Origin of the sequence: Bacillus cereus group sp. BceL291, from assembly GCF_051776705.1 — a bacterium.
Classification (GTDB): Bacteria; Bacillota; Bacilli; order Bacillales; family Bacillaceae_G; genus Bacillus_A; species Bacillus_A cereus.
Map to the genome: position 1 here is coordinate 62241 of NZ_JBPWAP010000015.1, position 14749 is coordinate 76989.

Genomic DNA, 14749 nt, shown 5'->3' on the forward strand with positions numbered 1-14749 from the left:
AAGTTTTAGTATAATGAATGTTTGTATCTCGCGTAAGGAGGGGAACAGATGGCTGACAAACCAGCTCGTTCTAAACAAATTGAAACTGAAATGACCCTTGAGCAAGTGAAAGAACAACTCACTGAGCTCGGAAAAAAACGTGGCGTTCTTACATATGAAGAGATTGCAGAACGCATGAATGGATTTGAAATTGAATCCGATCAAATGGATGAATACTATGAATATTTAGGTGAACAAGGCATTGATTTAGTTGGTGATAATGACAACGAAGAAGGCCCTAATAATCGCCAAATTACAAAAACAGAAGAAGAGTTTGACCTCAATGATTTAAGTGTACCACCTGGGGTTAAAATCAACGATCCTGTTCGTATGTATTTAAAAGAAATTGGTCGTGTAGACTTACTATCTGCAGAAGAAGAAATTCGACTTGCAACGCGTATTGAAGAAGGCGATGAAGAAGCGAAACGTCGTCTTGCAGAAGCAAACTTACGTCTTGTAGTAAGTATTGCAAAGCGCTATGTAGGCCGTGGTATGCTTTTCTTAGACTTAATTCAAGAAGGTAATATGGGTCTAATTAAAGCTGTTGAAAAGTTCGATTATCGTAAAGGTTTCAAATTTAGTACGTATGCAACTTGGTGGATTCGCCAAGCTATTACACGTGCCATTGCAGACCAAGCGCGAACAATTCGTATTCCAGTTCATATGGTTGAAACGATTAATAAGTTAATTCGTGTACAACGTCAATTATTACAAGATTTAGGTCGCGAACCATCTCCTGAAGAGATTGGTGAGGAAATGGATCTTGCTCCAGAAAAAGTACGTGAAATCTTAAAAATTGCACAGGAGCCAGTTTCTCTTGAAACACCAATTGGTGAAGAAGATGACTCCCATTTAGGTGACTTTATTGAAGACCAAGAAGCAACATCGCCTGCGGACCATGCAGCCTATGAATTGCTAAAAGAACAATTAGAAGATGTGTTAGATACACTAACAGATCGTGAAGAAAATGTTCTACGTCTTCGTTTCGGTTTAGATGATGGACGAACTCGTACGCTTGAAGAAGTTGGGAAAGTATTCGGCGTAACGAGAGAGCGTATTCGTCAAATTGAAGCAAAAGCACTTCGCAAATTAAGACATCCAAGCCGTAGTAAGCGTCTTAAGGATTTCTTAGAATAGGTTATTTTTTAAGTTTACTTCACTTTTGTGAAGTAAACTTTTTTATTTTGTTAATTTTTGTTAAAATTTAGCTATGGGCAACGATTACAATTTCTTGTAATTTATTTTACAGAATTGTCTTTTGATTTGCAAATGCTCATTTTTCGATTTTTCGATTAATTTTGTTTATTATATACAAAAATATATGTAGAAAAGCGAAAAATATGATGAGAAACGTTAATAATTATCGAAATAATAAGCGATATGACAATAAAAAACAATAAACTGAATTTATGGAATATTTTTAACAAGTAGTAGTTTGCTCTTTTCTGATAGAGCGTTTTCAAGTACAATATAAATGACTGAATCATCTAACTATTTAGGGGTATAGAGGGGGGAGAAGAGATATGAAACGTAATCCGCTGATTCCGTTCGCTCTTATTGCAGCATTGGGTATTATCGTTATGTTTGTATTTTCATTTCAGGGGCTAAATAAATCTAAAGAGTTAGCTGATGCAAAAAATGGCGGGAAGCCAGCACAAACGGCATCAAAACCAGAAGATATTGTGAAGCAAAGCTGTACGAGCTGCCATGGTGATCAGTTACAAGGGGCAGTTGGACCTAACTTACAAAAAATTGGTGGGAAACTTTCAAAGGATGAAATTAAAGAAATTCTTTCGAAAGGAAAAGGCAATATGCCTGCCAATATAGTTCCAGCTGATCAAGCCGCTAAAGTAGCTGATTGGTTATCGAAGAAAAAATAAAGTTCCGTATGACAAGCCTTTTGCTTATGCAAAGGGCTTGTTTTTCTATATTTTCTAAAATACGATGAATGATAGAGCGGTGAATTGTTGTTATGGGCTTGCAACAACTACTATAAATTCATTATCATGGAGACAGACTGACAAGAGAAGGAGTAATGGAAATACATGAATGAAGTAAAGCTTTCAAAACGATTAGAAGAAGTTGTACGTGAAATACCAGTAGGATCTACAGTTGCTGATATTGGATCGGATCATGCGTATTTACCGTGTTATACAATTATAAATAATATTGCTACAAAAGCAGTTGCAGGAGAGGTTGTAGATGGACCATTTCGCTCTGCGCAAGCAACTGTAGCTGAAAGTGGTTTACAAGATAAAGTAGATGTACGTAAAGGGAATGGATTAGCGGTTATCGCACCAGGAGAAGTAGATGTAATTACGGTTGCCGGAATGGGCGGAGCGTTAATTCGTGACATTTTAGAAAGTGGTAAAGAAAAATTAGAAGGTGTAACGCGTTTAATTTTACAGCCTAATATTGCAGCGCATCATATTCGTGAATGGTTTATTGAGAATGGTTGGGAGCTTATCCATGAAAAAATCGTAAAAGAAGATGGGAAAATTTACGAAATTTTAGTAGGGGAGCGCGGAAATGTTGCAGCGCCTTACTCTGAAAATAAACAAGCTGAATTGTTTATGGGACCATTTTTAATAACAGAAAAAAGTGAAGCTTTCGTAGAAAAATGGGAAGGAGAATTAAAAAACTTCCAAAATATTTTAAAACAGTTAGAACGTGCGGCTGATTCTGAAGAAACAAAAGCGAAGCGTGGGGAAGTAGAAGCGAAAATGAAAATGATAGGGGAGGTTTTATCATGAGTAAAATTCCAAATGGCCATGAAATTATTTCTTTATTTGAAAGTATGTATCCGAAGCATTTGGCGATGGAAGGAGATAAGATTGGTCTGCAGATTGGAGCGCTTAATAAACCCGTGCAGCACGTATTGATTGCGCTAGATGTAACGGAAGAAGTTGTGGATGAAGCAATTCAATTAGGGGCAAATGTCATTATTGCTCATCATCCTTTAATTTTTAACCCGTTAAAAGCGATTCATACAGATAAGGTGTATGGGAAAATTATTGAAAAGTGTATTAAAAATGATATTGCAATCTATGCAGCGCATACAAATGTGGATGTTGCTAAGGGCGGGGTAAACGATTTACTTGCTGAGGCGTTAGGATTGCAAAATACAGAAGTTTTGGCACCGACATATGCAGAAGAAATGAAAAAAGTTGTTGTGTTTGTGCCAGTCACTCATGCAGAAGAAGTAAGGAAAGCATTAGGAGACGCAGGTGCTGGTCATATCGGCAATTATAGCCACTGTACGTTTAGTAGCGAGGGTACAGGCACATTTGTACCTCAAGAGGGGACAAATCCTTATATCGGGGAAACTGGACAGTTAGAACGTGTAGAAGAAGTGCGAATCGAAACGATTATTCCAGCTTCCTTACAGCGGAAAGTGATTAAAGCAATGGTAACGGCGCACCCTTATGAAGAAGTAGCGTACGATGTGTATCCGCTTGATAATAAAGGTGAAACGTTAGGCCTAGGAAAAATAGGATACTTACAAGAAGAAATGACGCTTGGCCAATTTGCAGAACATGTGAAACAATCATTAGACGTGAAGGGCGCAAGAGTTGTCGGTAAGTTAGATGATAAAGTGCGTAAAGTAGCTGTACTTGGTGGAGATGGTAATAAATATATAAACCAAGCGAAATTTAAAGGAGCAGATGTATATGTAACTGGTGACATGTACTATCATGTTGCTCATGATGCGATGATGCTCGGTTTAAATATAGTTGACCCAGGACATAATGTTGAAAAAGTAATGAAACAAGGTGTACAAAAGCAATTACAAGAAAAAGTGGATGCAAAGAAACTCAATGTACACATTCATGCTTCGCAGTTACATACAGATCCATTTATATTTGTATAAGAAAAATAAAAACCGTTGCTCATGTAAGCAACGGTTTTTATTATTGTTCTTTTTTCACTTTCACGCGAGGTAATATTTTTTGTAACGGTACTTTTCGAACTCTTTCCCATGTAGCGGGATTCATTGGGTCATATTGCTCTAAGAAAGCGATAACTTCTTTCGTAATTGGCGTTGGAGTAGAAGCACCTGCTGTAACAGCTACGTTTTCTACACCTTGTAGCCACTCTAATTGAATTTCGCTTACATCAGCAACTCGATATGCTTTTGTACCCGCGATTTCTTGTGATACTTGTGCTAAGCGATTTGAATTGTTACTTTTCGGATCACCAACAACAATTGTTAAGTCTGCAACATCAGCTTGTTTAGCGACAGCTTCTTGGCGAACTTGAGTAGCTAAACAAATTTCTTTATGGAATTCTGCTGTTGGGAATTTTTTTTGAATGTCCTCCATTAAATGTTGAACATCCCATTGACTCATCGTTGTTTGATTCGTTACTAAAATTTTATCTGTTGGAATTTCTAATGTTTTTAAATCATCGGCTCTTTCGATAAGGTGAACGATGTCAGGTGCAATACCAACTGCGCCTTCTGGCTCTGGATGATTTTTTTTACCGATATAAATGACATGATACCCTTCCGCTTTCTTAGCTTCGATAAGGTCATGCGTCTTGGTAACATCTGGGCAAGTGGCATCGATTGTTGTTAAACCTTTTTCTTTTGCGCGTTGTTTAACTTCTGGAGAAACACCGTGTGCTGTGAAAATAACAGTACCAGAATCAATTTTATCTAAAATTTCTAAGCGACTTGGACCGTCTAATGTGATGATTCCATCTTCTTCAAAAGCGTCTGTAACATGTTTATTGTGAACAATCATACCTAAAATATAAATGGGTCTCGGCAATGATTTATCTAATGCAGCATTACGTGCAATTACCATTGCATCGACAACACCGTAGCAATAACCACGAGGGGAAATTTTAACAATTTTCATATGAGTAATCCTCTCCTTCTAAACAAGGGATACTTTTGTGCATAGTCTTTTACATTATAAAGGAGGAGTGGATAGAAAACAAAGGATTGTTACACATATAGTTTTGGTTTTGTTGCTGTTTGTTGAACTGGTTCTTTCGGTAACTCTTTTTCTATTACAGGTTCAATCACTATTTTCTTTCGTTTTCGTTTCTTTTTTTGAGGTGCAGGAGGCGGACTTTCTACCTCAACTGGCTCTGTTACATTTTCCGTTTGATTTTCTTCCGTACTTTTTCCAGAGGTGAGGATTTTAACAATGCTTGGTAGACTACGCATAATAGGACCATACTGTTCGACGACAGGACCTACAGATTGAACGACTTGAGATACTTTTTCGATGTTGTTTATCATATTAGTGGGATTCGAAATTAAGTTCGAAAAGAAACTGCCGATGCCACTGCTTGCTGTTGCCGCAGCTGTAGTTGCGCCGCCGCGCGTTTCATTTGATTCATACATTTGAGGCGGTATCATTTGCTCAGGGTGTTGCTGCATGTATGGTTGATATTGTGGATGTTGCTGCTGATATTGTTGGTGGTATTGCTGCTGATATTGCTGTTGATATTGTGGCGGTGGTGGTTGCTGATGCATCATCGGTTGCCCTTCCATTTGTCGGTAAGGTGGAACCATTTGCATAAAAGGCTCGGTTGGATCGTGTTTTTTAAAAAGCTTAGCAAGAAAACCTTTCTTTTTTTGTGCCATTGGTGGTAGTTGTGGAATTGGATATGGTGTATAAGGTTGTTGCCCTGGATTCGGATACATTTGCCTTGTAGGGGATTTCGGAAACATGTGAGAAATCCTCCTTTCTTCAGTTAGGTATATACACATACAATATGCAATAAAAGGGAAGAAGGTTAGTTTTTGAAGTGAAAACCTAAACTAAAGATGGATTTTACTTGTAGATTTCGATATAATGTAGACTTGACTGATTTGTGCGCGCAGTAGAAATTTTAGAAAGAAGGTGTAACTTATGACACAACAAACTTTTACACAGTATGATTTTAAACCATTTTTAATAGATGCAGTTCGTGAACTACGCTTTACAGAGCCGACAGGAATTCAGCAGAAAATTTTCCCGGTCGTGAAAAAAGGTGTAAGTGTAATTGGACAATCCCAAACAGGTTCTGGGAAAACACATGCATACTTACTTCCTACATTAAACAGAATTAATGCAAGTCGTGAAGAAGTACAACTTGTTATTACAGCGCCTACTCGTGAGTTAGCACAACAAATTTACGAAGAAATCGTGAAATTAACAAAGTTTTGTGCGGAAGACCAAATGATTACAGCACGTTGTTTAATTGGTGGAACTGATAAACAACGCTCAATTGAAAAGTTGAAAAAACAACCTCATATCGTAGTTGGAACACCAGGACGTATTAAAGATTTAGTAGAAGAGCAAGCATTATTTGTTCATAAAGCAAATACGATTATTGTCGATGAAGCAGACTTAATGCTTGATATGGGATTCATTCATGATGTAGATAAAATTGCAGCACGCATGCCTAAAAACTTGCAAATGTTAGTTTTCTCTGCAACAATTCCTCAAAAACTAAAACCGTTTCTGAAGAAGTATATGGAGAATCCAGAGCATATTCATATCAATCCAAAACAAGTTGCAGCTGGAAACATTGAACACTATTTAGTGCCTTCTAAACATCGTAATAAAATTGATTTAGTGCATAAAATGCTACTTCAATTTAAACCGTATTTAGCAGTTGTTTTCACGAATACGAAAAAGATGGCAGACCAAGTTGCTGATGGATTAATGGAACGTGGCTTAAAAGTTGGACGAATTCACGGGGATTTATCACCACGTGATCGTAAAAAAATGATGAAACAAATTCGTGACCTTGAATTCCAATATATTGTTGCGACTGATTTAGCAGCACGTGGTATTGATATTGAAGGGATTAGCCATGTTATTAACTATGAGCTACCATCAGATTTAGATTTCTTCGTTCACCGCGTTGGAAGAACAGCACGTGCGGGGCATTCTGGTATTGCAGTGACGATATATGATCCAGCAAACGAAGAAGCGTTAGATAGTTTAGAAAAACAACGTCATATTGAGTTCAAGCATGTAGATTTACGCGGAGATGAGTGGGCCGATTTAGGTGAGCGTCGTCGTCGTAAGAGCCGTAAAAAACCAAATGACGAACTTGATGTTATGGCAACGAAAGTTATTAAAAAACCGAAAAAAGTAAAACCAAACTATAAACGTAAACTTGCAACAGAACGTGACAAAGTGAAGAAAAAATATGGCAATAAAAAAAGATAAGGGGTTTCCCTTATCTTTTTTTTATCCCGCTATTTGTGGGAGGTGTAATCAATATGGATAGAAAAGTATTGATTAAAGTTTCACTTAATCCAGCTAATTTAAATGAAAAGTATAGTCTGTATAAATAGTCATATAAATTTGTGTAGTGCATCTTTTGTGAACAAACAATTCACTACATATTTCTACAAATTATGCTATCATTATATCTATTGTATATTGAAGAGGTGATTGTATGTTAAAGATTGGATCTCATGTTTCCATGAGTGGTAAGAAAATGTTATTAGCAGCAAGTGAAGAGGCTGTTTCATACGGTGCAACAACGTTTATGATTTATACAGGTGCACCGCAAAATACACGAAGAAAACCAATTGAAGAATTGAACATAGAAGCAGGAAGAAAACATATGGAGCTGAACGGAATTGAGGAAATTATCGTCCATGCGCCGTATATTATTAATGTTGGGAATACGACGAAGCCAGAAACATTCCAATTAGGCGTAGACTTTCTTCGCATGGAAATTGAAAGAACATCGGCATTAGGTGTAGCGAAACAAATTGTTCTTCACCCAGGAGCGCACGTTGGTGCTGGAGCAGATGCTGGTATTCAACAAATTATTAAAGGGCTTAATGAAGTATTAACGCCAGAACAGACGGTTAACATTGCGTTAGAGACGATGGCAGGAAAAGGAACAGAATGCGGTCGTAGCTTTGAAGAAATTGCAAAAATTATTGATGGTGTAAAATATAATGAAAAGCTATCTGTATGCTTTGATACATGTCATACGCACGATGCAGGATATGATATTGTAAATGACTTTGACGGCGTATTAAACGAATTTGATAAGATCGTTGGTATAGATCGTTTACAAGTACTTCATATTAATGATAGTAAAAATGTACGCGGAGCAGGAAAAGACCGTCATGAAAACATTGGATTTGGTCACATTGGGTATAAAGCATTGCATCACATTGTACATCATCCACAGTTAATGCATGTACCAAAAATTCTTGAAACACCGTATGTAGGGGAAGATAAAAAAGATAAGAAGCCACCATACAAATTGGAAATCGAAATGCTGAAAAACGGCACTTTTGATGAAGGGCTTCTTGAAAAAATTAAAGCGCAATAAGGAGGGGGAAATCCCCTCCTTATTTTAGTAGTTGCTGAAATAATGTATTTACTTGTTGGGCAGTGGCAGGGGAAGTTACTTTTGCGATTTGTTTTAAGAGCTCTAGTCGCTCGTTGTTATCGTAAATATTAATATTTTTACCCTTCATAAGTAAAACGATTTGATCAGCTTGTGCGGCTGTAATGGGAACTTCATATTCTTTGCTATATTTTAATAACTCTTTTGTAGAAATATGATTTAATTTTTTATTAACAATTTGTTTAATGAGGTTCATCTTATTATCCTCCTTCACGCGTTCTTCTATCGAAATATATGAGCATATAGCTTGTACATATTCGTATGGAGTTTCTTTTTTCATGAGGAAAAGAAGCGTATGTTATAATATAAGGACAAAACTACAGAAAAAGAGTAAAGGGAGGACTTATGGAGCAAAAGCAACATCGAAAAGAAAGTGTTATTCATCTCATTTATCGTTTAGTTATGATTATTTTTGGAGCAGCATGCGCGGCGGTAGCAATTGAACTATTTTTAATGCCAAATAAAATTATTGATGGTGGAATTATTGGTATTTCTCTTATATTAGATTATCTTACTCCTAACATTTGGTGGTTAAGTTTTTCTACTTTAGTCGTTGTTCTCAATATCCCATTTATGTATTCCGGTTATAAGCAAATTGGAAAAACATTTATGTTATCTTCGACATTTGGTATTGTAGCATTAGCTTTCATTGAGTCAACGTTACATGCGGTACCCCCATTTACAACAGAACCTATTTTAGCGACAGTGTTTGGTGGTCTTATTTTAGGTCTTGGTGTAGGACTTGTAATTCGTCATGGTGGATCGCTAGATGGAACTGAAATTATGGGGATTTTATTAACGAAGAAATTACCGTTCTCTGTTGGTGAATTCGTAATGTTTGTGAACTTATTTATTTTTGCATGGGCAGCATTTGTGTTTGGTGTGGAACAAGCGATGTATTCTGTTATGACGTACTATATCGCATTTAAAACGATCGATACAGTAATTCAAGGGCTAGATGAAACGAAGGCGGTTTTAATTGTATCTGATCAATATGAGGAAGTATCAAACGCGATTTTGCATCGTCTTGGCCGTGGAACTACAAAGCTTGTAGCGAAAGGTGGTTACACGGATAAAGAAAAAGAAGTTATTTATGCAGTTGTAACGCGTCTAGAAGTGACGAAGTTAAAATCAATTGTGCATGAAATTGATGAAAATGCGTTTGTTACGATTATGAGCACGCAAGAGACAAATGGTGGTAAGTTTAAATCGGCTATTCACTAAAAAGTTTATAGGAATATTTTTCGAAAGCAGAGAATTTTTCTCTGCTTTTTGTTATAATAGTAAGGTTTCTTGAAAAAATAGATATATTTTAGGCAGATTGGTTTACAACTATAATAAGCTGTACTATAATTCAAATAGATATAAATCGGAATCATTCTGAATTAAAATAGGTGAGATGCTATGAATAATATATTAGAAATTGAAGGTTTAACATTCCGATACGAAGATCGGAATGTGTTAGAAAATATTAATTTGCAAGTTCCGAAGGGAGCTTTTTTAGGTTTAGTGGGACCGAATGGTTCAGGTAAATCAACTTTACTTAAGTGTTTATTAGGTGTTTTAAAGCCAAAAGAAGGAAGCATTCGCGTGTTTGGCGTTGATAGTAAGAAGTTTAAGGAATGGAACAAAGTTGGTTATGTATCCCAAAAGGCAAATAGTTTCAATTCTGGTTTTCCAGCAACTGTTTCTGAAGTTGTGTCAATGGGACTTGTTTCGAAAAAAGGGCTTTTTCGCTTTTTCACAAAAGAGGATAAGAAAAAGGTAGAAAAAGCAATTGCTGATGTAGGGATGAGTGAGTTTCAAGGTCGTAACATTGGAGAGCTTTCTGGTGGACAGCAACAGCGTGTATTTATTGCTCGTGCGCTCGTTAGTGATCCTGAATTGCTTATTTTGGACGAGCCTACTGTTGGAATCGATGTGAAAAATGTGGAAAGTTTTTACGAAATATTAGAGGATTTAAACAAAAGGCTCGGGATCACATTAATTCTTGTTACTCATGATATGGGAGCTGTTACTGAAAAAGTAACACATGTTGCATGCCTAAACCAACATCTACATTTCCATGGGAATGTAGAGAAGTTCCGAGAGTTAGAAGATGCAGAAATGTCCGTCTTATATGGACATCATGTTCATCGTTTAGAACACGAACATGAGCATCACGGGAGGATATAATGATACAAGATTTTTTACAATATGACTTTTTACGTAATTCTTTATACGCAGGTATTTTAATTGGACTTGTTGCACCGTTAATTGGTGTGTTTGTTGTTATTCGTCGTTTATCTCTTATTGCGGATGCATTAAGTCACGTGACGTTATCGGGTATTGCAGCAAGTTTATTACTTGAAAAAACCATTTTTACAGGTGGGTTTTTAAACCCCTTATATATGGGGATGATTTTCTCGATTGGTGGAGCGCTACTAATCGAAAAGTTACGAACTGTATATAAGCACTATCAAGAATTAGCAATTCCAATTATCCTTTCGGCAGGGATGGGGGTTGGAGTTATTTTCATTTCACTTGCAAATGGATTTAACACAGACTTATTTAGTTATTTATTTGGTAGTGTCAGTGCTGTAACAAGTACAGATTTAATTATTATTGGGATTGTAGCAATTGTTGTTGTTGCGACAATTATTTTATTATATAAAGAGCTGTTTCTATTATCATTTGATGAGGAATACGCAGTATCAACTGGTTTAAGAGCGAAATGGATTCACTTTATTTTCATTATATTAGTTGCTCTTGTCATTGCAGTATCAATGCGTGTAGTGGGGGTTCTTCTTGTATCATCATTAATGACGTTACCAGTTGCAGCAAGTATTCGTATTGCTAAAGGATTTAAACAAACAATTTTCTTTTCCATTTTATTTGGTGAAATTGCAGTAATTGGTGGAATGTTTGCTTCGTATCAACTTGATCTAGCGCCAGGTGGTACAATTGTTATGATAGCAGTTCTTATTTTAATCGGTGCGATTTTATGGAAGAAGAAAAAAACTGCATAAAGTAGGGATAGGTATGAATCTAACAGAAGCTTTACGCCTAATGAAAGAAAAAGGATACAAACATACTGGAAAAAGAGAAGAGATGCTCAGATTATTTGCAGCACATAATCGTTATTTAACTGCGAAAGACGTTTTAGAGCATATGAAGGACGATTATCCAGGGCTTAGTTTTGATACGATTTATCGTAACTTAACAGTTTTTGCTGAGATTGGTGTTTTAGAACAAACGGAATTAAATGGTGAAAAACATTTTCGTTTTACTTGTTCTATTATGGAACATCATCATCATTTTATTTGTTTGGATTGTGGGGGAACGAAAGAGATTACTTCCTGTCCAATGGATTTTATGAATAAAGATTTTACCGGTTATGAAGTAACGGGGCATAAGTTTGAAATATATGGTCGTTGTCCAAAATGTGCAAAGTAAAAGCTCGTCGGTTATATAACTGACGAGCTTTTTTACGTAGAAAAGAAGGTTGCTCACAAATGTTGTGGCAACCTTCTTTTTATTGTTCTTGTGTCTCTTTTTCTTTTTCTCGTTCAGCAGCCATTTCAGCAGCAATTACGTCGATTTCTTTTTTCAGTTCTTCTACCATTGTTTCTTCTGGTACTTTACGAACGACTTGCCCTTTACGGAATAATAATCCCTCTCCACGTGCACCGGCAATACCGATATCAGCTTCACGAGCTTCACCAGGGCCATTTACAGCGCAACCAAGTACTGCAACTTTAATTGGTACTTGAAGTGTAGAGATGTATTCTTCCACTTCGTTAGCGATGCTAATTAAATCAATTTCAATACGACCACAAGTTGGACAAGAGATAAGTGTTGCTGCGTTAGACGCAAGACCGAATGATTTTAATAGTTCACGAGCAACTTTTACTTCTTCAACTGGATCAGCACTTAATGAAATACGTAGTGTATTTCCGATGCCTTTATTTAAGATTGCTCCAAGACCAGCAGCACTTTTTACAGTTCCGGCAAACAATGTTCCAGATTCTGTAATACCTAAATGTAATGGATAATCAAAAGCACGAGCAGCTTTCTCGTATGCTTCAATTGCTAAGTTAACATCAGAGGCTTTCATAGATACGATAATATCGTGGAAATCTAGGTCCTCTAAAATTTTAATATGATGTAGCGCGCTCTCAACCATACCATCTGCAGTTGGGTACCCGTACTTTTCTAAAATATGACGCTCTAATGAACCAGCGTTTACACCAATACGGATTGGAATACCGCGCTCTTTTGCTGCATTTACAACAGCTTCTACTTTATGGCGACGACCAATGTTACCTGGATTGATACGTACTTTATCAATGCCGCCTTCAATTGCTTTTAAAGCAAGGCGATAATCAAAATGAATATCAGCAACAAGTGGAATGTTGATTTGTTTTTTTATATCAGCAATAGCATCTGCTGCGCGTTCATCTGGAACGGCAACGCGGACGACTTGACAGCCGGCTTCTTCTAAACGCTTAATTTCAGCAACTGTTGCTTCAACATCATGTGTTTTTGTTGTTGTCATACTTTGTATAATTAATTCATTATTACCGCCGATTGTTAAATTACCGACTTTAACTGGACGTGTTTTTGTACGATGAGTCATTTCATTCACGAATAGATCGCTCTCCTTATAAAAGAAGTTTCTTATTTAGTCCCTCATATCAATGATAGTATACGTGATATAGGGCTATAGAAACCGAAGTACTCGGTTTCACTTTTACTATTGTATCAGCGCCTTTATGTAATTGACAAGGATTAAGTGATAGCTTATTGATATAAGGGGAATTTATAAGACTTTCCAATTTGTATTTTTGTAGCAGATGTACTTTTGTTTAATTGTTTAAAGTCGTCAATGACTTTTTCTATGGAAGGAATTTTTTTCTTGTTAATTTGTTCTGTAATAGAAAGAACTGTCTCACCAGTTTTTACTTCAATTGTTTTATAAGATACATCCGTTTCTTTTTCTGTTTTGTTCTCTTTATTCTGCTGACTGTCTGTGTTTTCTTTTTTAATCGTTTGAGCAGCAGTTGTTTTTTTATATGAACTTAACATCGGTAAAGTACCGATTTTTATATCGTAATAAAATATATAACCGAGAACAAGCACGAATAGGAATATACCTAATCTCTTCATATTCTTCACTCCTTTGCTAGGAATATATGCTTGTCCAAAAAAAAAATGCCTATTTAGGCATTTTTTTTCGTTCTTATTTTTCTTTCGGTTTTGGAACTTCTTTAATCGTTAAGTACAGAACAATTAAAACAACTGCGATATAGATGAATGTTGATCCAGGTACGACAATCTTACATGCATCCATAATCATAAAGAAGATTGTTGGGATTGTGTAGCTGTATGCAGTTAGTGTCCAAACTTGTTTATAGGATAGTTTACGTTGACCGCTCATAGCAGAACCGATGAACGCAAGTAAAGTCACACCTACAAAAGTGATGAATAATTGGAATAGGTACACTAAGAATCCAATAACAAATAATAAAATTGGATAAATATTATCGAATAAAGAAATAAATTCTTGTAGATCTTTTTTCTCAAGAGATGCACCTAACAAATCGTTATAAGAATACGTTTGTATTTGACCATTTCCCATAGAGACTACTTTATCTTTTAAAACAAATAAACCTGTTTTATTTTGATATTTTTCTAGGTCTGTTGAATTTGGATCAAATACGAAAAGTGCATTTCCTTCTTCTTTTTCAATAGGTTGATCAATATCGGCTTTTAGTTCGCCATTTTCAATTTTAAAATCAGGTAAATCTTTATCGATGACTTGATTTACCATGCTTACACCATCTTGGATAAAACTACCGTACAAAAAAGTTCTTGGAATAGTAGTAATTAAGCAAAGTAGCATAATATACAAAATGGTTTTACCGATTTTTTGAAAACGGAATAGCGCCATATCTTTAGGCGAGTATATGCTTTTTACGAATTGGGTAAATATGGACATAGATTCACTTCCTTTATGTATGTATAAAATCATTGTAACGTAGTAATCTAGAGAATCTCAAGATATATTATATTTACATATAGTGGAGATAACTAAATTTCTTTTATTAACTTTCTTCTTTTAAATAAGAAAAATACAATTGACACTTTTCTTTTCTATATGGTAAATTTATCTTACATTTCTTAAAGAGCATATCCGATAGGAATTCCTTTATTTGATATGTTGTTACATACATAATTGTGGACCCTTAGCTCAGCTGGTTAGAGCAGACGGCTCATAACCGTCCGGTCGTAGGTTCGAGTCCTACAGGGTCCATATCCATTTCACATGTTTATTATGTTAGCA

Annotated in this window: 16 protein-coding genes and 1 tRNA gene; 11 read left to right on the forward strand and 6 right to left on the reverse strand. The window is 36.0% G+C overall.

From position 1 onward, the window contains the following. The first annotated feature begins 48 nt into the window (after nt 1-48). From rpoD to ACS2CR_RS12495, 4 genes are all read left to right on the forward strand, one after another. Nucleotides 49-1176 carry an RNA polymerase sigma factor RpoD gene (gene rpoD / locus ACS2CR_RS12480; RefSeq protein WP_000764066.1) on the forward strand — a complete coding sequence of 376 codons (1128 nt, stop codon included), beginning with the start codon at nt 49-51 and terminating at the stop codon, nt 1174-1176. Between the two features lie 386 nt (nt 1177-1562). After that, the gene (gene cccA / locus ACS2CR_RS12485; protein ID WP_000828141.1) at nt 1563-1919 is read left to right on the forward strand and encodes a cytochrome c550; all 357 of its coding nucleotides are present in this window, start codon (nt 1563-1565) and stop codon (nt 1917-1919) included. A gap of 165 nt (nt 1920-2084) precedes the next feature. Then, the gene (locus tag ACS2CR_RS12490) at nt 2085-2792 is read left to right on the forward strand and encodes a tRNA (adenine(22)-N(1))-methyltransferase (protein WP_001006542.1); all 708 of its coding nucleotides are present in this window, start codon (nt 2085-2087) and stop codon (nt 2790-2792) included. After that, nucleotides 2789-3910 carry a Nif3-like dinuclear metal center hexameric protein gene (locus tag ACS2CR_RS12495; RefSeq protein ID WP_000036233.1) on the forward strand — a complete coding sequence of 374 codons (1122 nt, stop codon included), beginning with the start codon at nt 2789-2791 and terminating at the stop codon, nt 3908-3910. The genes ACS2CR_RS12490 and ACS2CR_RS12495 overlap by 4 nt, the downstream gene beginning before the upstream one ends. 40 nt (nt 3911-3950) lie before the next feature. On the opposite strand, the gene ACS2CR_RS12500 is transcribed toward ACS2CR_RS12495, so the two are convergent. After that, nucleotides 3951-4901 (reverse strand): 4-hydroxy-3-methylbut-2-enyl diphosphate reductase, encoded by a 951-nt coding sequence (locus tag ACS2CR_RS12500; protein WP_000706659.1) that lies wholly within the window; start codon nt 4899-4901, stop codon nt 3951-3953. 89 nt (nt 4902-4990) lie between these two features. Further along, the gene (vrrA, locus tag ACS2CR_RS12505; RefSeq protein ID WP_000484170.1) at nt 4991-5725 is read right to left on the reverse strand and encodes a VrrA/YqfQ family protein; all 735 of its coding nucleotides are present in this window, start codon (nt 5723-5725) and stop codon (nt 4991-4993) included. Between the two features lie 181 nt (nt 5726-5906). Between vrrA and ACS2CR_RS12510 the strand changes: the two genes are divergently transcribed. Next, nucleotides 5907-7217, forward strand: coding sequence for a DEAD/DEAH box helicase (locus ACS2CR_RS12510; RefSeq protein WP_000194015.1), 1311 nt, complete (start codon nt 5907-5909; stop codon nt 7215-7217). 232 nt (nt 7218-7449) lie between these two features. Continuing rightward, nucleotides 7450-8346: a deoxyribonuclease IV gene (locus ACS2CR_RS12515; protein ID WP_000912460.1), complete on the forward strand. Its 897-nt coding sequence runs from the start codon at nt 7450-7452 to the stop codon at nt 8344-8346. Between the two features lie 19 nt (nt 8347-8365). Here ACS2CR_RS12515 and ACS2CR_RS12520 read toward each other — a convergent pair whose 3' ends face one another. Continuing rightward, nucleotides 8366-8620, reverse strand: a complete 255-nt coding sequence (locus tag ACS2CR_RS12520; protein ID WP_001048954.1) for a DUF2624 domain-containing protein — start codon at nt 8618-8620, stop codon at nt 8366-8368. A 149-nt stretch (nt 8621-8769) separates the two neighbouring features. On the opposite strand from ACS2CR_RS12520, the gene ACS2CR_RS12525 reads away from it, so the two are divergent. The 4 genes from ACS2CR_RS12525 (at nt 8770) to ACS2CR_RS12540 (ending at nt 11859) form a co-directional block, all read left to right on the forward strand. Continuing rightward, nucleotides 8770-9648 (forward strand): YitT family protein, encoded by an 879-nt coding sequence (locus tag ACS2CR_RS12525; RefSeq protein WP_000435963.1) that lies wholly within the window; start codon nt 8770-8772, stop codon nt 9646-9648. A gap of 180 nt (nt 9649-9828) precedes the next feature. Then, on the forward strand, nt 9829-10599 hold the full coding sequence (locus tag ACS2CR_RS12530) for a metal ABC transporter ATP-binding protein (RefSeq protein ID WP_001059662.1): 771 nt from the start codon (nt 9829-9831) through the stop codon (nt 10597-10599). Beyond that, entirely contained in the window at nt 10599-11432 is an 834-nt protein-coding gene (locus tag ACS2CR_RS12535) for a metal ABC transporter permease (protein ID WP_000613815.1), read from the forward strand. The genes ACS2CR_RS12530 and ACS2CR_RS12535 overlap by 1 nt, the downstream gene beginning before the upstream one ends. Nucleotides 11433-11445: 13 nt before the next feature. Beyond that, nucleotides 11446-11859, forward strand: a complete 414-nt coding sequence (locus tag ACS2CR_RS12540) for a Fur family transcriptional regulator (RefSeq protein ID WP_001054516.1) — start codon at nt 11446-11448, stop codon at nt 11857-11859. A gap of 79 nt (nt 11860-11938) precedes the next feature. Here the strand turns inward: ACS2CR_RS12540 and ispG are convergent, their stop codons facing one another. The 3 genes from ispG to yqgB all read right to left on the reverse strand — a co-directional run bounded on the left by ispG (nt 11939) and on the right by yqgB (nt 14404). Beyond that, on the reverse strand, nt 11939-13042 hold the full coding sequence (ispG, locus tag ACS2CR_RS12545; protein ID WP_153577907.1) for a flavodoxin-dependent (E)-4-hydroxy-3-methylbut-2-enyl-diphosphate synthase: 1104 nt from the start codon (nt 13040-13042) through the stop codon (nt 11939-11941). A 164-nt stretch (nt 13043-13206) separates the two neighbouring features. Continuing rightward, the gene (yqfZ, locus tag ACS2CR_RS12550) at nt 13207-13572 is read right to left on the reverse strand and encodes a protein YqfZ (RefSeq protein ID WP_000825416.1); all 366 of its coding nucleotides are present in this window, start codon (nt 13570-13572) and stop codon (nt 13207-13209) included. Between the two features lie 73 nt (nt 13573-13645). After that, nucleotides 13646-14404 carry a protein YqgB gene (gene yqgB, locus ACS2CR_RS12555; protein ID WP_000021899.1) on the reverse strand — a complete coding sequence of 253 codons (759 nt, stop codon included), beginning with the start codon at nt 14402-14404 and terminating at the stop codon, nt 13646-13648. Between the two features lie 241 nt (nt 14405-14645). On the opposite strand from yqgB, the gene ACS2CR_RS12560 reads away from it, so the two are divergent. After that, a tRNA-Ile gene (locus ACS2CR_RS12560) sits at nt 14646-14719 on the forward strand. Nucleotides 14720-14749 lie beyond the last annotated feature (30 nt).